The organism is uncultured Lactobacillus sp. (assembly GCF_944327175.1).
GTDB lineage: Bacteria > Bacillota > Bacilli > Lactobacillales > Lactobacillaceae > Lactobacillus.
On record NZ_CALVGT010000006.1, the window covers coordinates 15488 to 39447 of the forward strand.

At 52.4% G+C, this 23960-nt stretch carries 22 protein-coding genes; 2 read left to right on the forward strand and 20 right to left on the reverse strand.

Going from position 1 to position 23960, the window contains the following annotated elements; translation table 11 throughout:
- Window positions 1–15 precede the first annotated feature (15 nt).
- Window positions 16–573: an aminoacyl-tRNA hydrolase gene (gene pth, locus Q0J41_RS01065; RefSeq protein WP_296225065.1), complete on the reverse strand. Its 558-nt coding sequence runs from the start codon at window positions 571–573 to the stop codon at window positions 16–18.
- Window positions 574–742: 169 nt separating this feature from the next.
- Here pth and cbpA point away from each other — a divergent pair, with 169 nt between their 5' ends.
- Window positions 743–1441 (forward strand): cyclic di-AMP binding protein CbpA, encoded by a 699-nt coding sequence (gene cbpA / locus Q0J41_RS01070; RefSeq protein WP_296225067.1) that lies wholly within the window; start codon window positions 743–745, stop codon window positions 1439–1441.
- Between the two features lie 53 nt (window positions 1442–1494).
- Here cbpA and alr read toward each other — a convergent pair whose 3' ends face one another.
- The 9 genes from alr to Q0J41_RS01115 all read right to left on the reverse strand — a co-directional run bounded on the left by alr (window position 1495) and on the right by Q0J41_RS01115 (window position 10566).
- Window positions 1495–2625 (reverse strand): alanine racemase, encoded by a 1131-nt coding sequence (alr, locus tag Q0J41_RS01075; protein ID WP_296225070.1) that lies wholly within the window; start codon window positions 2623–2625, stop codon window positions 1495–1497.
- The gene (gene acpS, locus Q0J41_RS01080) at window positions 2622–3035 is read right to left on the reverse strand and encodes a holo-ACP synthase (RefSeq protein ID WP_296225072.1); all 414 of its coding nucleotides are present in this window, start codon (window positions 3033–3035) and stop codon (window positions 2622–2624) included. The genes alr and acpS overlap by 4 nt, the downstream gene beginning before the upstream one ends.
- Before the next feature lie 84 nt (window positions 3036–3119).
- On the reverse strand, window positions 3120–4565 hold the full coding sequence (locus tag Q0J41_RS01085) for a DEAD/DEAH box helicase (RefSeq protein WP_296225074.1): 1446 nt from the start codon (window positions 4563–4565) through the stop codon (window positions 3120–3122).
- 9 nt (window positions 4566–4574) lie between these two features.
- Window positions 4575–5942: a UDP-N-acetylmuramoyl-tripeptide--D-alanyl-D-alanine ligase gene (gene murF / locus Q0J41_RS01090; RefSeq protein ID WP_296225076.1), complete on the reverse strand. Its 1368-nt coding sequence runs from the start codon at window positions 5940–5942 to the stop codon at window positions 4575–4577.
- Between the two features lie 113 nt (window positions 5943–6055).
- Window positions 6056–6307 (reverse strand): type B 50S ribosomal protein L31, encoded by a 252-nt coding sequence (locus Q0J41_RS01095; protein WP_003612793.1) that lies wholly within the window; start codon window positions 6305–6307, stop codon window positions 6056–6058.
- A gap of 99 nt (window positions 6308–6406) precedes the next feature.
- Window positions 6407–7678, reverse strand: a complete 1272-nt coding sequence (locus Q0J41_RS01100) for a UDP-N-acetylglucosamine 1-carboxyvinyltransferase (protein ID WP_296225088.1) — start codon at window positions 7676–7678, stop codon at window positions 6407–6409.
- Between the two features lie 120 nt (window positions 7679–7798).
- Complete coding sequence (locus tag Q0J41_RS01105; protein WP_296225090.1) at window positions 7799–9418, reverse strand: CTP synthase; 1620 nt, start codon at window positions 9416–9418, stop codon at window positions 7799–7801.
- Between the two features lie 116 nt (window positions 9419–9534).
- On the reverse strand, window positions 9535–10122 hold the full coding sequence (rpoE, locus tag Q0J41_RS01110; RefSeq protein ID WP_296225092.1) for a DNA-directed RNA polymerase subunit delta: 588 nt from the start codon (window positions 10120–10122) through the stop codon (window positions 9535–9537).
- A 45-nt stretch (window positions 10123–10167) separates the two neighbouring features.
- The gene (locus Q0J41_RS01115; RefSeq protein WP_002878700.1) at window positions 10168–10566 is read right to left on the reverse strand and encodes a DUF1934 domain-containing protein; all 399 of its coding nucleotides are present in this window, start codon (window positions 10564–10566) and stop codon (window positions 10168–10170) included.
- Between the two features lie 138 nt (window positions 10567–10704).
- Here Q0J41_RS01115 and Q0J41_RS01120 point away from each other — a divergent pair, with 138 nt between their 5' ends.
- On the forward strand, window positions 10705–12018 hold the full coding sequence (locus Q0J41_RS01120) for an HD domain-containing protein (protein WP_296225098.1): 1314 nt from the start codon (window positions 10705–10707) through the stop codon (window positions 12016–12018).
- 72 nt (window positions 12019–12090) lie between these two features.
- Here Q0J41_RS01120 and Q0J41_RS01125 read toward each other — a convergent pair whose 3' ends face one another.
- From Q0J41_RS01125 to mgtA, 10 genes are all read right to left on the reverse strand, one after another.
- Complete coding sequence (locus Q0J41_RS01125) at window positions 12091–13071, reverse strand: ribose-phosphate diphosphokinase (RefSeq protein ID WP_296225100.1); 981 nt, start codon at window positions 13069–13071, stop codon at window positions 12091–12093.
- Between the two features lie 228 nt (window positions 13072–13299).
- Complete coding sequence (locus tag Q0J41_RS01130; RefSeq protein WP_296225102.1) at window positions 13300–14037, reverse strand: hypothetical protein; 738 nt, start codon at window positions 14035–14037, stop codon at window positions 13300–13302.
- 168 nt (window positions 14038–14205) lie between these two features.
- Complete coding sequence (gene glmU, locus Q0J41_RS01135) at window positions 14206–15591, reverse strand: bifunctional UDP-N-acetylglucosamine diphosphorylase/glucosamine-1-phosphate N-acetyltransferase GlmU (protein WP_296225104.1); 1386 nt, start codon at window positions 15589–15591, stop codon at window positions 14206–14208.
- Between the two features lie 60 nt (window positions 15592–15651).
- Window positions 15652–16482, reverse strand: coding sequence for a pur operon repressor (purR, locus tag Q0J41_RS01140; protein WP_296225106.1), 831 nt, complete (start codon window positions 16480–16482; stop codon window positions 15652–15654).
- Between the two features lie 106 nt (window positions 16483–16588).
- Window positions 16589–16840: a Veg family protein gene (locus tag Q0J41_RS01145; protein ID WP_296225108.1), complete on the reverse strand. Its 252-nt coding sequence runs from the start codon at window positions 16838–16840 to the stop codon at window positions 16589–16591.
- Between the two features lie 59 nt (window positions 16841–16899).
- A complete protein-coding gene (gene rsmA / locus Q0J41_RS01150; protein WP_296225109.1) occupies window positions 16900–17790 on the reverse strand; it encodes a 16S rRNA (adenine(1518)-N(6)/adenine(1519)-N(6))-dimethyltransferase RsmA in 891 nt (296 codons plus the stop codon).
- Complete coding sequence (gene rnmV, locus Q0J41_RS01155) at window positions 17783–18337, reverse strand: ribonuclease M5 (protein ID WP_296225111.1); 555 nt, start codon at window positions 18335–18337, stop codon at window positions 17783–17785. Before rnmV ends, rsmA begins: the two co-directional genes overlap by 8 nt.
- Complete coding sequence (locus Q0J41_RS01160) at window positions 18321–19100, reverse strand: TatD family hydrolase (RefSeq protein ID WP_296225113.1); 780 nt, start codon at window positions 19098–19100, stop codon at window positions 18321–18323. The genes rnmV and Q0J41_RS01160 overlap by 17 nt, the downstream gene beginning before the upstream one ends.
- Window positions 19100–21082, reverse strand: a complete 1983-nt coding sequence (gene metG, locus Q0J41_RS01165) for a methionine--tRNA ligase (protein ID WP_296225116.1) — start codon at window positions 21080–21082, stop codon at window positions 19100–19102. The genes Q0J41_RS01160 and metG overlap by 1 nt, the downstream gene beginning before the upstream one ends.
- Before the next feature lie 136 nt (window positions 21083–21218).
- Window positions 21219–23909, reverse strand: coding sequence for a magnesium-translocating P-type ATPase (gene mgtA / locus Q0J41_RS01170; RefSeq protein WP_296225118.1), 2691 nt, complete (start codon window positions 23907–23909; stop codon window positions 21219–21221).
- Window positions 23910–23960: the final 51 nt, after the last annotated feature.

Genomic DNA, 23960 nt, shown 5'->3' on the forward strand with positions numbered 1-23960 from the left:
TTCGTGTGCTTGTCTTTAATTGTAACGGTTCATTAAGTACTGGGCGTCTTTGCCGGCGATAAAGTCGTCAATGATCTGGTCGACCTTGGCAAAGCTGGCTTCCAGCTCCTTTTGCTGATCGGGGTTAAAAGGGGTCAGGACCCAGGAAACCACGCTCTGCTTATCCGGGTGCCGGATGCCGATCTTGAGGCGGTTGAATTTCTCAGTCCCCAGGCAGGCAATGATGCTCTTGATCCCGTTGTGGCCGCCCGACTTGCCGCCGGCCCGGATCCGCAGCTTGGCGATTGGCATGTCCATGTCGTCGTGGATAACCAGGATATCGCTGGGGTCGATCTTGAAGAACTTGGCCGCCGCGCCCACGGCTCTGCCGGATTCGTTCATGTAGGTCTGCGGCTCCATGAAGATCACGTCCTCGCCCGCCACTTTCTCCTTGGCATAGAGGGCCGTGAACTTGTCGCGGTCCAGGCGCAGGCCCTTTTCAGCTAAATAGTGGTCCAGGGCCATGAAGCCGGTATTGTGCTTGGTTTTTTCATATTTAAGGCCAGGATTGCCCAAAGCAACGATTAATTTCATCAAAAGTCTCCTCACTTGCTATATCTTAATAATTTTAGCACAACTGGCAAAAATCTTACGCTTTCCTGCCTTTTAACCTGTCTTTAATTTTTGTTTTCTGCATGCTATAATGTGAAAGTATGAGACAAGAAAACATTTACATGTAAATCCACATAACGGAGGTTCTCCTATGTTAATCAAATCACTGGTCATCAAGAAAGACTACCTAACGACTGTCAACGAACACGCTACCCTGGAAGAGGCCCTGAAGGTACTGGAAAGCTCCGGCTACCGCTGCGTGCCGATCCTGGATGACAGCGGCAAGATCTTCCGCGGCAACATCTACAAGATGCACATTTACCGCCACAAGTCCCAAGGCGGGGACATGAGCCTGCCGGTAACCTACCTCTTGAAGAACGCCACCAAGACCATCAAGACCAACGCGCCATTCTTCCAAGTCTTCTTTACCATCAAGGACTTGCCTTACATTGCCGTTTTGGACACTGACAACACCTTCTACGGCATCTTGACCCATGCCCGCCTGCTGGACATGCTGTCCTCAGCCTGGAACGTCAAGACCGGGGCTTACGTCTTGACTGTCTTGTCAACCAACGACAGCGGCAACTTGACCAAGATGACCAAGATCATCGCCAAGTTCGTCAACCTGGCCGGAGCCATGACTCTGGACGCGCCAGCCAGCGAATTTGACGGCAAGTACGTCCGCCGGACCCTCTTCACCCTGCCGCAGGGGACCACGGAAACTGAACTGAAGGCCATCTGCAAGAAGCTCAAGGCCAAGGGCTTCCCAGTCGTTGCCGTTGAAGACCTGGCTGCCGGCATGAACATCATGAGTGAAGAAAAGCCAGGCGTCTTCTTGAACGAAGAATAAGCAAAATCATATTAAAAACCTCCGAAGCAAAATTCGGAGGTTTTTTCTTACTCTTATTCGTTATCGTAAATCCGGTCCAGGCGGTCGTTGAACTGGCAGGCCACTTCATAGTGGATGGTGTCCAGCCAGTCAGCTGCCCGGCGCAGGCTGTTTGGCGCTGCCGGATCAGCTGAGATCAGTTCAACTGGCGTGCCGGCTGGCACTTCCTTGGGCAAAAGGACCATGAACTGGTCCATGCAGACCCGGCCGACGATCGGGCAGTAAGTGTCCCCGACCTTGACCTTGAAACCCTGGAACTTGCGGATCCAGCCGTCAGCGTAGCCAACCGGCACGGTTCCGATCCATTCATCTTCTTCAGCGATGTGGGTTGACCCGTAGCCGACCCCGTAGCCCTTGTGGATCTGCTTGACATAGGTCAGTTCACTGACAAAGGACATGGCCGGCTTAAGGGCAAAGGCAGGCTCTAAGTCCTGGCTGCCTGGGGCTGAAGAAGGGTTGAGCCCGTAAAGGCCAATCCCGAAGCGGACGATGTCGCTGGCCACATCCTTGTCAAAAAGGCTGGCCGCGGTGTTATCCACGTGGATCCACTTTGGCTTGACCGTCAGCAGGCTTTCCATGTGCCTGAAGCGCTTGACCTGGTAGTCAAAGTAGCTGGCATCAGCAGAGTCAGCGGAAGCAAAGTGGGTGAACATCCCTTCCACGAAGAAGGCATCATTGCCTTGCAGATATTCGTTGACTGCCTTGAAGTCTTCGTCTTCACTAAAGCCGATCCGGCCCATGCCGGAGTCGATAGCCAGGTGGATCTTCAACTGCAGGCCTTCCTTACGGAGAACCTTTTCTGCTTCCTTGAGCCAGTCCAGGCTGGACACCGGCAAAGAAATGTCGTTGGCGGCAGCCAGGGCGGCTTCTTCTGCCGGCTGCAGGCCCAAGACCAGGATTGGCTTGACGATCTGAGCCCGGCGCAATTCCAGCCCTTCATCCAGCATGGCCACGCAGAAGCCGTCCGCTCCGGCTTCTTCCATCACCGGCGCCAGGCGCGCTGCCCCATGCCCGTAGGCATTGGCCTTAACCACGCAAAAGAGCTTCTGGCCCGGCTTCAAGTGGGCCTTGGCCTGGCGGGTGTTTTCCTTGATAGCAGCCAGGTTGATGTGCAGGGCTGCTGGTCGATTAACTGCTCTGATCATTTTTTCCTCCCAGATAACAGGTGCGATAGTTTGCCGATCGCGCGGCGCCAGCCGGCCGGCTCTTCAAGCACGACCACGGCGACGATCTCGTGATCATCATGCGCGATGCTGGAAAAAATCCGCCCCGTAAAAATCCGCGACGTCGTTACGGGCGCGCCGGACTCGGTCCTCAAGGTTTCCACATCCTCAAAGGAAACTGCCTGGCCAATCCCGGTTCCCCAGGCCTTGGAGAAGGCTTCCTTAACGGCGAAGCGGCCGCCCAGGTACTCAATCTTCCGCTTATGGGTCAAGTCCTGGTACTGGGCAAATTCCCGGTCGGTCAGAACCTTTCTGGCAAAGCCATCCCCCCGGTCAACTACCTTGGCGATCCGGTCCACCTCAATCTGGTCCACGCCGATATTTTTGATCATCTTTCCACCTCACGCTGTTTAAATAATAGCACAAAGAGAAAAAGGCCGGGACAAAAGCCCGGTCCTTTTTACTTTTTTAAAAATTTAGCCCTTCCGGCCGTGGATCTTAAAGCCAGGCTTGCGCTTCTTTCTGTCAAAATTGCGCTTGCCCTTGAAGTTCTTGTTCCCGCTCCGGCTGCGGCTACTCCGGCCACGGCCGCCTGAGTGCTTGCCCCGGTAAGGGAGCGGCTTTTCAGGGGTGATGGTAACCTTGACCTCGCTGTCGTTAGACAATTCCTTCAGCAAAGCGGCAGCAATATCTTCAACTGAGTAGTTTTCCAGCAGCTTTTCGGCCGCGTCGTCATACTTGCTCAAATCCCCGCTCAACAGGTCGTCAACCTTCAAGACCGCCTGCTTCATCTGCCCGGCAAAGGCCTGGGCATCTGTCGGCGGACGCAGAGGAGACATCTTCTTCTTGGTCAAGTCCTCAATAGTCCGCATGTAGCCGATTTCGTTCGGCGTCACGAAGGTCACGCTCATCCCGCTCTTGCCGGCCCGGCCGGTCCGGCCGATTCTGTGGACGTAGGAGTCCGGATCTTGCGGAATGTCGTAGTTGTAAACATGGGTAACCCCGGAAATGTCCAGGCCCCGGGCGGCTACGTCAGTAGCTACCAAAATGTCAAGCTCCCCTTCCTTGAAGCGCTTGAGCACCTGCATTCGGCGGGCCTGAGTCAGGTCACCGTGGATGCCAGCCGCGTTGTAGCCCCGGGCAACCAGACCCCGGGTCAGTTCGTCAACCCGGCGCTTGGTCCGGCCAAAGACCACGGCCAAGTCCGGATTTTCCACGTCGATCAGCCGGCACATGGTGTCGAACTTTTCGTTTTCCCGGACGCGGACGAAGTACTGGTCGATCAAATCAGCCGTCAGTTCCTTGGCCTTGATCTTCACAACTTGCGGGTCATGCATGAACTTTTCGCCTAAAGCCTGGATTGGCTTTGGCATAGTCGCGCTGAACAAGAGGGTCTGGTCCCGGTTTTCAGCATAGGTCAAGATGCTTTCGATGTCCTGGATAAAGCCCATGTCCAGCATTTCGTCGGCTTCGTCCAAAACAACCGTCTTGACGCCGTCCAGCTTGATGGTCTTGCGCTTTAAGTGGTCCAAAAGCCGGCCAGGAGTCCCGACCAGGATTTCCGGCACCTTCTTCAAGGCCCGGATTTGCCGGCCAATGTCCGCCCCGCCGTAAACGACCTGGACCTTGGCCTTTGCATCTCTGCCCAAGCGGAAAAGTTCTTCCTGGGTCTGGATGGCCAGTTCTCTGGTCGGTTCAATTACGATGGCCTGGATAGCTTGCTCCTGCTTGTCCAGCTTTTGCAAGATTGGCAGACCAAAGGCAGCCGTCTTCCCCGTCCCGGTTTGGGCCTGGCCGATCACGTCCTGGCCGGCCAGAGCCAAAGGAATGGTCTGGGCCTGGATCGGGGTGGCTTCTTCAAAGCCTGACCGCTTGATTGCCTTTAAGATATTGTCGTTCAATCCTAGTTCAGTAAATTTCAAATTGTTCTCCTATTTCAGTCTGTCAAGGACTCGTTCCAGGTGCATCCCGTGGGATCCCTTCAGCAAAACGATGTCCTGGCTGTGGATGTCGCTCTTTAAATCATCGATTAAGTGGCTCATCTCGTCTTCTGGGTAGTAGTGCAGATTCTGCTGGTCGTACTTGTCCAGCAAGGCCTGGTAAAGGTGGTTCATCTCCGGCCCGTAAAGGTAAAGGACGTTGATCTTGTCTGGGTCCAGGCAGGCAGCCAGTCCCTTATGCAGGTCGGCTGACCGGCTGCCCAGTTCTAGCATGTCGGCCAAAACCGCGATGCGGCGGCCGCCTTCACTGACTGGAACCTGGCCAAAGGAGGCAGTCACGGCCTTAACAGCCGTTGGGTTGGAGTTGTAGATATCGCTCATGATATCTTCGCCGCAGTCGCCCTTTTCCCATTCCATCCGGTTGGCCGTTGGCACGAAGTTGGCCAGGCCAGCAGCAATTTCCTCGTCGCTTTCCCCGAAGTGGCGGCCAACCAGAATAGCGGCCATGGCGTTAGCCACATTGTGGCGGCCGATCATTGGAATTGAGAATTCCCGGTCAGTCCCGTTAATCTTGAAGAAGGAATGGTGCATGGTGCTGCGGAGATCACTGGCATGAATGCTGTCAGAGTCCGCGAAACCGAAGGTGGACTTGTCCTGGGAAAGCTTGGCAGCTCTTTCCGCCAGGAGGGGTTCATCACCGTTGTAGATGAATTCGCCGTCTTCTTGCAAAAAGTCCGTGATTTCCATCTTGGCGTCGGCGATCTTGTCCCGGCTGCCGAAGAATTCGATGTGGGCTTCCCCGATCATAGTGATGACCGCCACGTCCGGCCGGGCCAATTGACTCAGTTCATGCAATTGGCCAGCCCGGTCCATCCCCATTTCCAAAACCAGGATTTCAGTGATCGGCTTCATTTCCAAAATAGTCATTGGCACGCCGATTTCATTGTTGAAGTTGGCCTGAGTCTTGTAAACGTTGAAGCGCTTGGCCAAAACCGCCGCCACCATGTCCTTGGTCGTGGTCTTGCCGTTTGAGCCGGTGATGCCGACTACGGTCGGGTTGACCTTATGCAGGTAGTAGCAGGCCAGATCCTGCATTGCCTTCAAAGTGTCGGCAACTTCTAAAACCGCGATGCCTTCCGGCTTGCCCGGGTGGCCAGCTTCCCACAAAGTGGCGCTGGCGCCGGCTTCAATGGCTGAACCCACAAAGTCATGGCCGTCTCTTTCCCCCTTGATCGGGACAAAGAGGGCGCCCTGGCTGATCTTTCTTGAGTCAAAAGCCACTGAGGTAATGACCGTTTCCGCGTCCCCTTCACAACTGGTATTTAAGGCTTGGGCGATTTCTGCCAACTGCATTTTCATTCCAATACTGCTCCTTGAGAATAAATTAACACTTAGTATATTATACGTTGTTTAGCGCTCTTCGCAATAAAAAAAGCAACCCAAGCGGGCTGCTTTTAAAGTAAAGAGAACGATTAGTTCTTCTTGTTGAAGCCGTACTTCTTGTTGAAACGTTCGATTCGACCATCGGCTGCGGCAAACTTTTGCTTGCCAGTGTAGAATGGGTGGGAATCTGATGAGATTTCAACACGGATCAATGGGTAAGTGTTGCCTTCGAATTCAACAGTTTCTGATGACTTCAAAGTTGAGCCGGCAACAAACTTAAAACCAGTTGCTGAGTCCATGAAGCAAACTTCTTGATAATCTGGGTGAATACCTTGTTTCATAATTCTAAAACTCCTTTGCCATAGCCCTCTGCAGGCCATAGATTAATCGATTAACTCTAATATAGTACCACTATCTAGCCCGTTTGACAAGGGCTCAAGTTAATCTTCCACGTCCCGGATGACCACGTCAGCTCCCAGCTGGCGCAGCTTTTCTTCCACCCGGTCATAGCCGCGCAAGATATTGCCGGCATTGTTGATAACCGTTTCGCCGTCAACCATCAAGCCCGTAAGCATCAAGCAGGCCCCGGCCCGGATTTCGTCAGCGTGAACCACTGCCCCGTGCAAGCGGCTGCCTGGATGAGCCAGGATAATGTTGTTAACGACCGTGATGGAAGCTCCCATCTTCTGCAGTTCCGGCACGTGCCGGGTCCGCTTCGGGTAGATCGGGTCGATGATGACCCCTTCCCCGGTCTTAGCCGTCAGCAAGAGCGCCGTGATCGGCTGTTGCAAGTCAGTCGCGAAGCCCGGGTAGGTCCCGGTCTTAACTTGAACCATGTGCAGGTCCCCGGCCGGGTAAACGAAAAGGGAGTCTTCATCAGTGTCGATCACCACGCCCATTTCTTCCACCTTGGCCAAAAAGGCGTCAAGGTGTTCAGCAATGATGTTGTGGATCCGGATCCCGTTGCCGATGCAGGCAGCCATGGAAATGTAAGTCCCGGCTTCAATCCGATCAGGGATGATCGTGTGCGGCACCTTGGCTTCCAAGCGGTCAACCCCGTCGATTCTGATGGTGTCAGTCCCCGCCCCGCGGATCTTGGCCCCCATGTTGTTCAAGAAAGTTGCCAGGTCGATGATTTCCGGCTCCTTGGCCGCGTTCTCGATCACCGTCCGGCCGCTGGCCGTGACTGAGGCCATGATGATGTTCATCGTTGCCCCAACAGAAGCCATCTTCAGGTGAATCTGGGCCCCTTTCAACCCTTCATCAGGCGCGGTAATTACAATCTGCTCATTTTCATATCTAACGTCGGCGCCAAGGGATTGGAAACCCATAATGTGCTGGTCAATCGGCCGCGGGCCAATGTCATCGCCACCAGGAAAACCTACAACCGCCTTGCCAAAACGACCGAGCAAAGCGCCCATAAAGTAGTAAGACGCGCGCAAGCTCTTAATCTTCCCAGCTGGCAGGGGACTCATCTTGATTTCGGTCGGGTCAATTTGCAGGGTCGTTTCGCGGAAGTCGCAGTGCACGTCCATTTCGCTCAACAAGTCCATCAAATTGTCAACATCGGCAATCCGCGGAACTGATTCCAGGGTCACCGGCGTTCTCGACAGGATAGAGGCCGGAATCAGCGCTACCGTTGAGTTCTTCGCGCCGCCAATCCAGATGTCGCCTTGCAGGGGTTTCCCTCCGTGAATTATCATTTGCTTCATTTGGGAAAGTAGTCCTTTTCTTTTGTCAAATTATCATAATAATGTTAATAGATCTTCGTCAAAAAAACAAGAGAAGAGGTTTCTCTTCTCTTGTCACTATCTATTATTATCGTACAAAATTTAGAACTTGTCGACCTGCAAACCGCTAGCTGCCCCAATAAAGCCCTTGAAGAGCCCTTCTGGCCGGTTTGGCCGGCTCAGGAATTCCGGGTGGTATTGAGCAGCAACAAAGAACTTCTTGTCCGTGATTTCAACGATTTCCACCAGGCGGTTGTCCGGTGAAACGCCTGAGAAGGTCATGCCGGCCTTTTCAAAGGCTTCCCGGTACTTGTTGTTGAATTCGTAGCGGTGACGGTGACGTTCCTGGATAACTTCCTGGCCGTCGTAGCATTCCCGGGTCTTGCTGCCGGCCTTCAGCGTGGCTGGGTACAGGCCCAAACGCAAGGTGCCGCCGATCTTTTCCTGGTCGCGCTGGTCAGCCATCAAGTCAATGATGTTGTTCTTGCAGTTTGGTTCTGCTTCAGCTGAGTTAGCGTCTTCCAAGTTCAAGACATTGCGGGCAAATTCCACGCTGGCCATCTGCATCCCCAGGCAGATCCCCAAGAATGGAATGTCGTGTTCACGGGCGTACTTGATGGAAGTAATCATCCCTTCCAGACCCCGGGTACCGAAACCACCCGGCACGATCAAGCCCTGAGTGTCCTTCAAAAGGTCAGCTACATTGTCTTCAGTGATGTCTTCAGCCTGGATCTTTTCAACTTCGATCTTGCTGTTGTATAGATAGCCGGCGTGCTGTAAAGCGTCGGTTACGGAGATGTAGGCATCTTCCAGTTCTACGTACTTGCCGACCAGGGTGATCTTGGTCTTGTACTTCAAGTTCTTGGCCCGTTCGTCCATCCGGCGCCATTCGTCCATGTCGGCAACCGGCTTCGGGCTGTCGATGTGGAGGAAGTCAACGACCTTCTGGTCAACGCCTTGTTCCTGGTAGGACAGCGGCACGTCAAACAGAGATGGCGCGTCCAAAGATTCCACGATGTAGTCGACTGGAACGTCGGTGAAAGTGGAGATCTTGTCCTTCATTTCCTGCGGAACTGGCATTTCTGACCGGAGAACCAGCATGTTTGGCTGGATCCCGATTGACCGCAGCATGGAAACTGACTGCTGGGTCGGCTTGCTCTTCAGTTCCTTGGCTGCCCGCAGATAAGGGACAAAGGTAACGTGCACGTACATGACGTTTTCTGAGCCGACTTCCCGCCGCATTTGCCGGATGGCTTCCATGAACGGAGTTGATTCCATGTCACCGACCGTACCGCCGATTTCAGAAATAACCACGTCAGTGTCGGTCATTTGCGCTGCCCGCATGACCTTTTCCTTGATCATGTTAGTTACGTGCGGGATCACCTGTACAGTGCCGCCGTGGTAGTCGCCGCGCCGTTCGCGCTGCAGGACTTCCTGGTAGATCTTGCCAGTCGTCACGTTAGAGTACTTGCTGGTTCTAACGTCGACCAATCTTTCATAGTGGCCCAAGTCAAGGTCAGCTTCCGTACCGTCGTCAGTCACGAAAACTTCACCGTGTTGGTAAGGGTTCATCGTGCCGGGGTCGATGTTGATGTATGGGTCGAACTTCTGCATGGTAACTTTTAAGCCGCGGTTCTTCAGCAAGCGACCAATGCTTGATGCAGTAATCCCTTTCCCCAATGATGAAACAACGCCGCCAGTCACAAAGATATATTTGGTCATTGAGCTCTCCTTTGAAAAATAATAAAAAAGCTCCCTAGCAATTAGGGAGCTAAACGCACATAGGGTGCCCAAGCAAAATAATAACGACTTTTCAGCCGCAAGTCAAGGACAAAATCCTATTCTTCGTCTTCATCGTCATCAAGGTCGTCGTCATCCATTTGTGACAACTGGCCTTCGATCCCGTCTGGCAATGAGTCGTCATCTTCGTCGTCTTCATTGTCGTCGTAATCGTCATCGTAGTCGTAATCGTCGCCGGAGTTGTCGTCATCATCATCTTCGTCAGCGTCACTGTCGTCGGACAAGTCTTCGTCTTCTGGGTCGTCATTCTCGTAGTCGATCACGTCGTCGCCTTCAGTCGTGGCCATGAAGGCGTTGACCTTCTTGTGGTGCTTGCGAGTTGATGCTTCGTCGCCGTCGTCTTCTGGGTGGTCGACTTCTTCATCGACAGCTTCGAACTTGAACCAGGTCCGCAGGGCCCAGACATTTTCACCCATGGAAATGAAGCGGCCATCGGTGTTCATGTCCGTGTAAAATTGCGGCAGGCGCTGGCGAATTTCTTCGTCGCTCTTGTTCAAGTACTTTTGCACTTCGTTAACGATATCGGCAAAAGCCATTCTTTCGCCACGGTCTTCCAAAATTGCGTGTGCAACTTCAATCATTGACAATTCGTTGCGATCCACGTCTTTAAAATCAGCTAATCCCACAGTTGAACGTCCTCTCTATTCAATCTTGTCTATTTTACACGTCATTTAAGCAAAAATCAACGAGACGGCATAACTACCAATTAAGTCTACACCACTAAAGAGGTCATATTCAACTTCAAGTTGCTGACCAGCGGCATTTTCTTTCAATTCCAGGCGCTTGGTTTCCGACAAGAGATCCAGCTGCCGGCCCTCAACCACGTACTTGCACTGTCCCTTCTCGCCTAAAATGAAATGCATTTGGGAGAAGTTGCTGTGGTCAGTCCCCCGCCGGATTAAGAGCTCCTGCTCTTTTACGAGCATCTTGACCGGCACCTTTTCTGCCTCGTAAAAAATTCTTTTAACCGCGCCGTCTTCCCGCAATTCGCCTTCTGCCTGCTGGCGGATGGTTTCCGTTTGCTCGCCCTGGGTAATCTTGCTCGTCAAATCGATCTTAATCTTGCTCATCTTTATAAAAAATTCTTCTCCTTTAACAGCCGCAAGCAGCGGCCTCTGGCAACTTTTGCTATAATTTCTATAGCTAGTCAAGCATATCTTACTATGTTTTGGCAAAAATATAAAACAATAAGAATGGAGGATTTACTTTTGACAAAATTTGACAGTCCTAAACTGGCCCGCGAAGTCGTCGTCCGTGACCCGGTTCACGGCTATATCCACCTGGACACCCAAGTGGCCCTGGAAGTCGTCCGCTCGAAAGAATTCCAGCGGATGCGGCGGATCAAGCAGCTGGGCCCGACGGCCTTCGTCTTCCCCGGCGCCACCCACACCCGCTTTGAGCACAACCTGGGCGTCTATGAACTGGCCCGCCGGATCAGCAACCTTTTTACTGACAAATACCCTAGTCAAAGTACCGGTGACGGACTCTGGGATCCCAGCGAAAACCTGCTTGTGCAGATGGCCGGCCTTTTACATGACATCGGCCATGGCCCATACTCGCACACCTTTGAGCACCTTTTCGGCACCAACCATGAGCAGATCGGCCAGCAGATCATTCTGGATCCTTCCACTGAGGTCAACCAGGCTTTGAGCAAGGTCGACCCAGACTTCCCAAAGGCAGTGGCCAGTGTGATCGCCAAGACCTACCCTAATCCCCAGGTGGTCAAGCTCATCTCCAGCCAGGCGGACGCCGACCGGATGGACTACCTTTTGCGGGATGCCTACTTCACGGGGGCTTCTTATGGGGAATTCGACTTGTCCCGGATCTTGCGGGTCATCCACCCTTATGAAAAAGGGGTTTGCTTTACGGCTAACGGGATGCACGCCGTTGAAGACTATATCGTCTCCCGCTATCAGATGTATCAGCAGATCTACTATCACCGGGTCAACCGGTCCATGGAGGTCATCCTTCACCACCTGTTGAAGCGGGCCCAGTACCTTTACCAGGAAAAAGAACTGCCGGTTACGCCAAGTTTAGCCAGATTTTTAGCCAGGACCTGGGACTTAAAGGACTACTTGAAGATGGATGACGGGGTCATGGAGACCAACTTCAGCATGTGGACTGAGTCCAGCGACCCGGTTTTAGCAGACTTAACCAAGCGCTACCTCTTCCGGCGGCCTTTAGCCAGCGTGAAGATCAACGAAGAAAGCAAGCAGCTTTTACCGCAATTAAAGGACTTGATCAAGGACGCTGGCTTTGACCCGGACTACTATACCAGAGTAGGGTCAGCTTTTGACGAACCATATGACGCTTATAAGCCAAGCGGAAAGAACGCCAACAGCCAGATTGAGATCATACAGGAAGACGGCAGCTTGATCGAGCTGTCCCAGCTCAGCCCCCTGGTCAAGGCCTTAAACGGGACCCTGCAGGGCGATGAACGCTTCTTCTTCCCGGTCGCCATGCTCAAGCAGGCAGATTTTCAGCAATACCTGAAAAACGGGGAATTGCTTACGAAAAAGTAACAGCAGAAGAAGACTTTCCAAAAGAAAACAACCGTTGCAGATTTTGCAGCGGTTGTTTTTGCATACAGGTCCTTACTTGTCCTTGTACTTGTTAGCGTCGTAACGAGTGTCAAAGAGCGGACTCATTGGCTTGTGTTCCATGATCAGCTTGATAGCGTCACCCATCAAAGGCCCAACGGAAACGAGAATCATCTTGTCGAGGTTCTTTTCGGCTGGTTGTTGGATTGAGTCGGTCAAGACCAGGCCCTTGATTACGGAATTGTTCAAGCGGTCTACGGCTGGGCCGGACAAAACGGCGTGGGTCGCGCAGGCGTAAACTTCGGTAGCACCGGCGTCCTTCAAGGCCTGGGCAGCCAGAGTGATGGTACCGGCAGTGTCGATCATGTCGTCGATCAAGATGGCCCGCTTGCCCTTAACGTCACCGATGATGTTCATGACTTCGGCAACGTTGGCCTTTGGCCGGCGCTTGTCAACGATGGCGATTGAAGTGCCCAGGAATTCAGCTAATTTTCTTGCCCGGGTAACGCCACCGTGGTCTGGAGAAACGACAACAGCGTCTTCTTCCAGGTGGTTGCTCAGGAAGTAGTCAGCCAACAAAGGAGCGCCCATCAGGTTGTCGACAGGGATGTCGAAGAAACCTTGGATTTGCGGAGCGTGCAGGTCCAGTGAGAGGACGCGGTCAGCCCCGGCAGCTTGAATCATGTCTGCGACCAGTTTAGCAGTGATTGGTTCTCTGGCCCGGGTCTTCCGGTCTTGACGAGCGTAGCCGTAGTAAGGCAGGACGATGTTTACGGAAGCGGCACTGGCCCGGCGGACAGCGTCGATCATGATCAAAAGTTCCATAAGATTGTCGTTGACCGGCGCGCTGGTGGATTGGATCAAGAAGACGTCCTTGCCACGGACAGAATCGTCGATGTTGACTTGAATTTCACCGTCGCTAAAGCGAACGACACTTGAGGTTGAAAGCTTTAACCCCATCCGCTTAGCAATCTTTTCTGCCAACGGTTTGTTTGAGTTAAGCGCAAAAAGCTTGATGTTGTCCTTGTAAGACATAATTCCCTCCGAAAAAAACAGCATTTACCAGTTCTATTCTAACAAAATCCGGCATTCTTTTGTTGGAAAAAAGGGATTTGTGTTCAGTTTTTAAGCAAAAAATTCCTCTTACTCCTGTTTTAACCTGGTCAAAAAGCAAGAAAGCCTTTTATTTTTCAAGCGGATAGAAAAATTGTCTGTTTTCGGGTAAAGAAAAAAGCTCTGACAATCGTCAAAGCTTCTTCTGGATTACTTAGATGCGATTACCTTAACGGCGCTGGCCTTAAGGTAGGCACTGTTGCCGATGTAGTAGTACTTCTTGTTCTTGATGGTGATAGTCTTGGAAACCTTGTACTTAGTACCCTTGTAAGCTACAGTACTCTTCCAGCCTTGGTAAACGTATGGGCTCTTCTTGGTGAACTTTGAACCGTCCTTGTGGTAGAAAGGAGTGGTCTTCTTAGTTACTTGAATTTGAGTTACAGTCTTCTTGGAGCTGGTCTTCTTAGAAGAAGAGCTGCTTGAAGTTGAGCTGGACTTGCTTGAGCTTGAAGTTGAACTAGTCTTCTTGGAACTAGTCTTCTTGGAGCTAGTCTTCTTGGAGCTAGTGCTTGCCTTCTTTGAGCTTGAGCTGGACTTAACCGTCTTAGTCGCGGTTACCTTGACGTCGCTGGCCTTCAGGTAAGCGTCGTTGCCGATGTAGTAGTACTTAGCACCCTTGATGGTTACAGTCTTAACGACCTTGTAGCTGGTGTTCTTGTAAGCTACAGTGCTCTTCCAGCTGCCGTAAACGTAAGGCTTCTTCTTGGTGAACTTAGAACCGTCCTTGTGGTAAAAAGGAGCGGTCTTCTTAGTTACCTTAACCTTGGTTGCTTGCTTAACTGTGGTGGTCTTGGCAAAAGCCGCGTTTTGAGTAATCAGTGCTGCTGGAGTAGCCAGGGTCAAAGCCAATGATGCTGATGCAAAAGCAATTTTCTTAGTAAACTTCATCGATATGCAAACCTTTCTTGCTTCTTTTTGTACATTGCCTAGATTATACACCCTCTGTTTAAAAATTGCTTATTAAAGTTCTCAAAAGAAAGGCAACTTTTTCTTAAATCTACTGTAAGCGGATGCGTTTTGCTTATTAAAAAAAGGAGCCGGAGCTCCTTTTCATCATTATTTCCATTCTTCGTCTTCAGACAAAGGCAGCTTGTGCCAGTAGTCTTCCTTGTTGACCTGCCGGCCCCGGGCGATGGCCATTTCATACTTGCCAACGTCCTTGGTAATGGTTGAGTCAGCCGCGATAAAGGCGTGGTCGGCCACATTAATTGGGGAAACCAGAGTTGACCCGGCCCCGATGAAGGACTTGTCGCCAACCGTCGTGTGGAACTTCTTGACCCCGTCAAAGTTGGAGAAGATGACCCCGCAGCCGACATTGATGTCCTTGCCCAAAGTAGCATCCCCAACGTAGGTCAGGTGCCCGACCTTGGTGTTTTCACCAATTTCCGCCTTCTTGACTTCCACGAAGTTGCCCAGGTGGGCTCCCCGCTTAATCAAGGCCTTCGGCCGCAAGTGGGAGTTTGGCCCGATGTCCGTGTTGTCTTCCATGATTGATTCTTCAATCGTGGAAGAAGTTACCGTCACGCCATTGCCGATTTGGCTGTCAACGATTCTTGACCCGGAAGTGATCAAGCAGTCTGACCCGATCACGGTGTGGCCCTTGATCGTTACGCCGCCTTCAATCACCGTGTCATTGCCGATTTCCACGTCAGCGTCAATGTAAGCCGTGGCTGGGTCGATAAAGGTAACCCCATCCCGCATGTGCCCTTCATTGATTCTTCTTTGCATGATCCGGGTAGCTTCAGCCAGGGCGACCCGGTCGTTTACCCCCAGGCTTTCGCTGAAGTCCGGCATCTTGTAAGCCCCGACCTTCTTGCCGGCCTTGCGCAAAATTTCCAAAACATCAGTCAAGTAGTACTCACCTTGGGAGTTGTCGTTGCCGACTTGCTTTAAAGCAGACCATAATTCTTGGTTGTCAAAGCAGAAGACCCCGGTGTTGATTTCCTTGACCTTCAGTTCTTCCGGTTTGCCGTCCTTTTGTTCCACGATCCGCAAAACATTTCCTTGGTCATCTCTGATGATCCGCCCGTAGCCAAAAGGATCCGGAGCTTCAGCTGTCAAAACCGTAGCCGCGTTACTTTCTTCTTCATGGTAGGCGAAGAGCTTTTCAAAAGTTTCACTGGTAAAAAGCGGGGTATCCCCGGTTACGACCAGCGTTGCCCCTTCCAAAGCAGCCAGCTGGCCTTCCGCCTGCATAACCGCGTGGCCGGTGCCCAGCTGCTTTTCCTGCATGGCAAATTCAGACTTGCCCGCCAAGACTTTCTCCACGTCTTCTGCCCCGTGGCCAACGATGGTCACGATCTTGCTTGGCTTGACCGCTCTGGTAGCATCAACGACATGCTCAACCATGGCCTTGCCGCAAACTTGGTGCAAAACCTTGTAAAGCTTGGATTTCATTCTGGTGCCTTTGCCGGCAGCCAAAACTACGACATATTTTTCCATCTGTAGTAACCTTCTAAATCAATATAAGCTAGCCTTCATGGCTAGCTTATATTGTAACATTTAGAAACGGTCGAAGTTAGTTCTAGTCAAAAAGTTGCCCGGCTGAGCCAGGATGATTTCCTTTTCGCTATCGATCTGGTCAATGTTGACCAGGGAAACGTAGTCCTTGATCTTGCGTTCCTCTTCATATTCAGTTTCGCAAAGAACACAGACGCCGGCCACCTGGCAGTCAAATTCCTTGACCAGTTGCCGCATCCCATCCAGAGTGCCGCCGCCCTTCATGAAGTCGTCCACAATCAAAACGTTCGTATCCTTGTCCAAGGCCCGGGTTGGCAACTCCATCTTGGCTACCCGGGAAGTTGAAGAGGACATGTAGTTAACGGACACAGTAGCCCCTTCCGTCACCTTGGACCGCTTGCGGGCGGTTACCGCTGGGACGTTCAAGTAGCTGGCCACGGCATTGGCCAAAGAAATCCCCTTGGTTTCCACCGTCATGACGGCTTCGATATTGGCGTAAGCATAGCGGGTGGCGATCAGCTTGCCGATCATCTCCAGGTCATATGACCCGCCCAAAATGTCTGACAGGTAGACAAAGCCACCCGGCAGAATCCGGCTGGAGTCCTGGATGCGGCCTGCCAGGTCCTTGAGGTACTTCTCAGCCGGCTTCTGGCCTAAGAACGGGATATAGCGGACCCCGCCGGCTGCCCCGGCAACGGTCTCCAGGATCCCATCCTCGTTGCTGGCCAGGGTGTGCTTCAGAATGGCCAAGTCTTCAGAGATCGATGACTTCGCTGCCCCGTAGCGCTTGGCAAAAAAAGGCAGGGCAATCAAAGTATGCGGGCGCTCCATCAAAAACTTGGTCATATCTACTAATCTTTCAGAACGTTTCATTCTCTTTCCTTCCTAACGTCTGTTTTTGTACTTATACTAATATACTCTAAAGGGCAAAAAAAATCACTAACATTTTCAAGAAATGTTAGTGCAAAAATTCGTATTTTTACTCTGCATCGCTTTCATCATCAAATTCCAGCAGGACGTTCTTGGTCAAAACATCAGTGTAGCTGTATGATGCGTGTTCAAAATTATTACTGTCCTGGTCCAGAGCCACTACAAACACGGCAGGAAACGTGTTCTTCAAAATACCGCGGCGTCTGGTTACCTTCTTGCGACCCGCTTGGGCAACGATTGTCAGCTCTTCGCCTAGGTGGGCATCTAACTTCTGCTTAATGTCTTGAATATTGATTGGCAATTATGACACTCCTTTATCAGTGTATTGTAACATAATTTCCTATTCAAATCAAGATTGAATTACTTATTTATTTCCGCTATAGCCAGGCTGATTCTGATGAAATCGCTGATGGCCAGTTGCTCAGGCCGCTGGCGCGGGTCCAGATCCAGGTCGGCCAGCAGCTTTTCCCGGTCTTCCTTATCTGGAAGCAAGGTCTTCAAGTTGTTGGCCAGGGTCTTGCGCCGCTGGGCAAAGCAGAGCTTAACCACCCGGTTGAACTGCTTGCGGTCGCCAACGTCAGCTGGCTTTTCCAGCGGCGTTAAAACCACTACGGCTGAGTCAACCTTTGGCTGGGGCATGAAGGAAGCGTGCCCAACTTCCAAGGCTAGGTCCACGCTCATTTGAGTCTGCACGGCAATGGACAAGGGGCCATAGGCCTTCGAGCCCGGCTGGGCAGCCAGACGCTCAGCCACTTCCTTTTGCATCATCAAGGTCAGGCTGGTAAAGTTCAGGCTGGACTCCAGCAGGTTGAAAATAATCGGCGTGGTGATGTAGTAAGGCAGGTTGGCCACAACCTTGACGGGCTTGCTTAAGTCAAAAAAGCCCGCCAGGTCAGTTGCAAAGTCCGCCTTCAAAACGTCCTTCATGATCAGCTTGAAGCGCTGGTCCAGGTCTTGGCCGTCCACCTTTTCCGGCAGTTCGTTGGCCAGGATTTCCGGCAGGCTCTGGTCGACTTCATAAGCCGCCACCTTGCCTCCGGCTAAAAGCAGCTGCTCAGTCAAAGAACCGATCCCCGGGCCGACTTCGACTACCTGGTCGCCCGGTTCAATCCCGGCTGCCCGGACGATCCCCTGGACGGCATCCAGGTCGACCAGGAAGTTCTGGCCCAGGTTCTTCTTGGCGTGCACAAAGTAACGGTTGACGATGGCCGCCGTCCTTACCGGACTAGCGATTGGAATTCTGTTAGTCATTTTCCGCCTCCTCTACTGCCTGCTTGAGTTCAGCCAAACTGATGCCAAAAGTCTGCAGGCGCTGGTAAAAACGCTTGGAATTGGCATAGCCGATCCCCAGCTTGATCCCGACTGCCTCTCGTAATTGCCGGGACTGGCGGCCCATGGCCAGGCCCAAGTCGACATAGTCCCCGTAGTCAAAGTCAGCCTTTTGGGCTTGGACCTCGCGTAAGTCGCTCAAGGCCCGCTCTAAAGCTTCCTTTGAAGCGTGCTCTACCCCCAGGCTCCCCTTTTTTTGCGGTTCGCCTTCTTTGCGGGTAATAAAGGCCTGCTTGGCCGTTGGCACGGCTTCAGTCACTATCCGGCGAATCCGCTCGCCATTGACGTCAGGATCGGTAAAAACGATAATCTCGCGGCTTTGGGCCAGCTTCTTCAGCTTGGCCAGGACCGCATCAGAAACGGCCGAGCCATTCGTCTCGACCGTCTCAATTCCTGGAAAAAACTGCTTTAAGCGAATCGTATCGTCCTTGCCTTCCACGACAACGACGGCGTTAAAATTCTTCTGCATTTAATCCGTAAATCCTCATTGTATTAGCATAAGTTGCTTCCGCGACTTCGGCTAGGTCCAGCCCTTTCAAGTCCGCGACCGCCTGGGCAACGTAGCGGACATAGCCAGGCTCATTTTGCCGGCCCCGGTAAGGCACCGGGGTCAAAAATGGCGCGTCAGTTTCCACCAAAAGCCGGTCCAAAGGAACCATTTTGGCTGACTCATGAACTTCAGCAGCCTTCTTGAAGGAAACAACCCCGGAGAAAGAAAAGTTCACGTTCAAGTCCAGGAACTTTTCCGTCCATTCCGGGCCCCCGTTGTAGCTGTGTAAAACCGCTCCGTATTCCAAATTAGCTTCTTTCAAGATCTGCCAGCAATCCGCGAAGGCATCCCTGGTGTGGATGTTTACCGGCAATTTCAAATCGTGGGCGACTTCAATCTGCCGGGCAAAAACTTCCCTTTGCACATCCCGGGGAGACTCATCCCAGTAATAATCCAGGCCGATTTCCCCAATAGCGACTACCTGGCCGCCTTTAACTTGCTCAACCAGCAGGTCTTCAGCTGCCTGGTCATAGTCTTTAGCCACGTCCGGGCAGTAGCCGATGATGGCCTTGACATTGGCAAAGCGCTTAGCTAATTCCAGGGCGCCCAGATTCATTTCCGGGTCCTGGCCCACGCAGTTCATCCCAACCACGTCCAAGTCCCTGGCTTTTTGGATATAATCGGCTTCTTTGCCGGCAAAAGGCTTGTCGTTTAAGTGGGTATGGTTGTCGTAGATCTTCATTAGCCCAGTTCAGCCCCTACCGGGTGTTCGTCGCCGACCAGGGCCAGCTTGACATCGCCATCAGCTTCGCTGGACAAAAGCATGCCCTGACTTTCGTGGCCCAGCATCTTGCGCGGCTTCAAGTTGGTTACAGCCAGAACCTTCTTGCCCAAAAGGATGCTTTCATCTGGGTAGAACTTGCGGATCCCGCTCAAGATCTGCCGCTCGCCGGTCTTGCCGAAGTCCAGCTTGAACATCAAGAGCTTGCTTGATCCCTTGACCGGTTCAACGGACAGGATCTTGCCGACCTGGATCTTGACCTTGGCAAAGTCGTCGATCGTGATCTGCTTTTCTTCCTGCTTTTGTTCTCTTCTTGACTGCTTCTTTGGCTTGGCCTTCTTCATTTCTTCCTTGATGTAGGCCACTTCTTCGTCATTCTTCAAGCGTGGGAAGATTGGAGTTGGCTTGGCAACGACGTTCACGTCCCAGGCAAAACCGCCAAAGTTCAAATCCTTCTGGCTTTCGTCTTCCCAGTCCAGGCCCAGCTGGGCAAACATCTTGCCTGGAGTTTCGGTCATGACCGGAGCGATCATGATGGCTACCAGGCGCAGGCTTTCGGCCAGGTTGCTCATGACTCTGGAAAGTTCTTCAGTCTTGGCTTCCTTGTTCAAAACCCATGGGGTAGTTTCATCGATGTACTTGTTGGCCCGGGAAATCAGCTGCCAGACGTTTTCCAAGGCGTTGGAGAAGTGCATCTTGTCCATGTTGCCGTAATAGTCGCTGATGGCCTTGGCAGCAACGGCAGCCAGGTCTTGGCCGTACTTGTCCTGTTCCTGGTCAACTGGGGCAACCAGGCCCTTTTGGTACTGGTTGATCATGGAAACAGTCCGGTTCAAAAGATTGCCCAGGTCGTTGGCCAGGTCAAAGTTGGTCCGTTCAACGAAGTCTTCCGGGGTAAAGGAACCGTCAGCCCCAAATGGGATGGCCCGCATCAGGTAGTAGCGGACCGGGTCCAGGCCGTAGCGGGAAATCAAGGATTCCGGGTAAACGGCATTGCCCTTGGACTTGGACATCTTGTCCTTGTAGATCAAGACCCAGCCGTGGCCGAAGACCTGCCTAGGCAGCGGCAAGTCCAAAGCCATCAGCATGATTGGCCAGTAAATGGTGTGGAAACGAACGATTTCCTTGCCGACCAGGTGGACGTCAGCTGGCCAGTACTTCTTGAAGAGGGAGTCATCTTCTGACCCATAGCCCAAGGCAGTGATATAGTTGGCCAAGGCGTCGATCCAAACGTAAACGACGTGCTTCGGGTCGCTTGGCACCGGGATCCCCCAGTCAACCGTGGTCCGGGTAACTGACAAGTCTTCCAGGCCTGGCTTGATGAAGTTGTTCACCATTTCCTTTTCCCGGGAGTTTGGCTGGATGAATTCCGGGTGGTCCTTGTAGTACTGGAGAAGCCGGTCAGCGTACTTGCTCATCTTGAAGAAGTAGGATGGTTCCTTGACCAATTGAACTTCGTGGCCAGATGGGGCGATCCCGCCGACAACGTTGCCCTGGTCGTCTTTGAAGACTTCCTTCAGCTGGGATTCAGTGAAGTATTCTTCGTCTTCAACTGAGTACCAGCCGGTGTATTCACCCAGGTAGATGTCGCCTGAGGCCTTCAGCTTTTCAAAAATCTTCTGGACAGCCTTGACGTGTTCTTCATCAGTGGTCCGGATGAACTTGTCGTAGTTGATGTCCAGCTTCTTCCACAGTTCCTTGATGTCCTTGACCATGCCGTCCAGGTAAGCCTTTGGCTTCATGCCCAGCTTTTCGGCCTTTTGTTCGATCTTCAAGCCGTGTTCGTCGGTCCCGGTCAAGAAGAAGGTGTCATAGCCGCGGGCCTTCTTGTAGCGGGTCATGGTGTCCGCTGCCACCGTCGTGTAGGCGTTGCCGATGGTCAAACGGCCAGACGGATAGTAGATTGGCGTGGTAATGTAAAAAGTTTTCTTGTTATCTGCCATAGTGCTTGATCTCCTCAAAAATTCTATACTCTCTATCATACAACAAAAAGCCTTACCTTATAAAGCCGATCGGCGATTTAACGGTCTTTCGGGCAAAAAAGAACGGCCTTTTTACTAAAGACCGTTCTTTTTTCGGTTAAATCAAGAATTTTTCCTTCCTCATGTAGAAGTGCTTGACGACTGTCGTCAAAAGCAGGTAGCAGACTAGGAGGCCAGCCACGATCCACAGGAATTCTTCGTTCAAGTGGCCGAACTTCATGGCCCCGGCCAATTTTGAAAATGGCAGGAAGGTCCCGAAGATAGCGGCCCCGAAAGTAGCCAGCATGACTGGGCTTGATGCCCGCTGCTTGATAAATGGCAGGCGTTCGTCGCGCAAGGCATGGATGACCATTTCCTGGGTCCAGAGGGATTCCACGAACCAGCCGGTGTGGAAGATAGTCATGAAGGCCAGCTGCCCTGCCGGTCCTAAGGAAGCGTAACTGCCACCAGTCAGGGCCGGGCAGATTACAAAGAAGAGGACGGCAAAGCTGATGACGTCAAAAATTGATGACGTCGGCCCAAAGTAGAACATGAACTTCGGCATGTTCTTAGTTGACCATTCCCGCGGCACGTGCAGATAGTCTTCAGACACGCTGTCAAAGGGCAAAGCCAGGCAGCTGGTCCCGTAGAGCAGGTCCAAAATCAAAAGCTGCAGCGGCAGCATTGGCAAGAATGGCAGGAAGACTGAGGCGACCATGATGGACAAGATGTTCCCGAAGTTGGAAGACAGGGTGATCTTGATGTACTTCATGGTGTTGGTCAAGGTCTTGCGGCCGATCCGGACCGCGTGTTCCAGGACGCTCAAGTCCTTTTGCAAAAGGATGATGTCCGCTGATTCCTTGGCCACGTCGACAGCTGAGTCAACTGAGATAGAGACGTCCGCCTGCTCCATGGCCGGGGCATCGTTAATCCCGTCACCCATGTAGCCGACCGTGTGGCCGTTTTTCTGCAGGGCATCGATAATCTTGGTCTTCCATTCCGGTGACAGCTTGACGAAGATGTCGCATTCTTCAACAATCTTGGCCAGTTCCTCATCGCTCTTGCCGATCAGGTCCTTTTGCCCGTAAACCGTGTCGATGTTTAGGCCGACCTTCAAGGCCACGGCCCGGGTAACGGCTTCATTGTCCCCGGTTAAAATCTTAACGGTAATGCCGTCCCGGTTGAGGCTGGCCAGGGCATTTTTGGCGCTTTCCTTCGGCGGATCCAGGAAGGTCAAGAAGCCGATTACGATCAAGTCGCTTTCATCATCAACCGTGAATTCGCCGACCGGAAACGGGTCAACCTTGTAGGCCAAGACGATAACCCGCATCCCGTCACTGTTCAAGTCGTCGATATCTTTAAAAATCTGCTTTTTTCTTTCTTCAGTCAAAGGCAGGGTCTGGCCGCCGATTTCCACCTGGCTGGAGACCGCCAGCATTTCTTCGGCCGCCCCCTTGGTAACTAGGAGGTGCTCGCCGTGCTTTTGGTCAGAATTAGCAACCACCACGCTCATCCGCCGGCGCTGGAAGTCAAAAGGAATTTCGTCGATCTTGTGGTAGTCCCGCTGGATTTCGCTGGTGTCCAGGTCGTCATCAGCCACGTCAATGACTGCCTGGTCGATCAGGTCCTTCATCCCGGTCTGATAGTAAGAGTTCAGATAGGCCATCTTCAAAACCCGGTCGGTTTCCCGCATTTCCAGGTTGTAGTGCTTTTCCAGGATGACCTGGCCCTGGGTCAAGGTCCCGGTCTTGTCGGTGCAGAGGATGTCGGCTGAGCCGAAGTTCTGGATGGAGTTCATCTTCTTGACGATGGTCTGGTGCTTGCTCATTTCCACGCTGCCCCGGACCAGGTTGGTGGTCACGATGACTGGCAGCATTTCCGGCGTCAGGCCCACCGCCGTAGCGATGGCGAAAATCAAAGCGTCAGTCCAGTTGCCCTTGGTCAAGCCGTTGACCACGAGAACCAGAGGCGCGATGATAGCCGTCATAGTCAAGAGCAGCTTAGAGATGTTCTTGATCCCGGTGTCAAAAGTCGTCTCCTTCATTTCGGTGTCAGCGATCTGGGCCGCCATCTTGCCGAACATGGTATGCCCGCCAGTGGCGAAGACCACCCCGCGGCCGGAGCCGGAGACGATAGTCGTGCCTTCAAAAAGGATGTTTGGGTAGTCCAGGTAGTTTTCCATCTTGTCCGGGGTTGGGACAAAGTTGGCATTCTTTTCCGCCGGCGTTGATTCCCCGTTCAAGGAACTGGCTGAGCAGAACAGGTCAGTGCTGGACAAAAGCTTCATGTCAGCTGGAACCATGTCCCCGGCTGAGACGTTGATGATGTCGCCGACCACCACGTCCTTGGTCGGGATTTCCTGGTCCTTGCCGTCCCGGCGCACGTTGGTCGTGACAGAGACCATCTTCAAAAGGGACTGGACGGTATTAGAAGTACGAACGTTCTGGACAAAAGAAGTAATCCCGGAAACCAGGACCATGACCAACATGATGATGACGGTGCTGAGGTCTTTTTCACTTTGCGGGACGAAGATGTAGTTAGTGAACAAGGACATCGTCGCCAAAATGAGCAGGACCAGGGTAAACGGGGTCAGGAAAGCTTCGGCCAGGAAGTGGAGCTTGCTTGCTTGGTTGTTGCTCGCGATCTCGTTGGTCCCGGTCTTTTCCCGGACATCGGCTGCTTCTTCAGTGCTGAGGCCGTTGCTGTTGGTATGCAATTGGGCCAAAGTCACGCTCCGCTTTTCCAGGGCAATTCTTGCAACCCGCTTTGCGTCATCGCTGGCAGCTTTGTTCATTGTCTTGTTGAGCATAATAGTTCTCCCCTCTATGACAACTTCGCAAACGAACAAAAAAATCCCCCT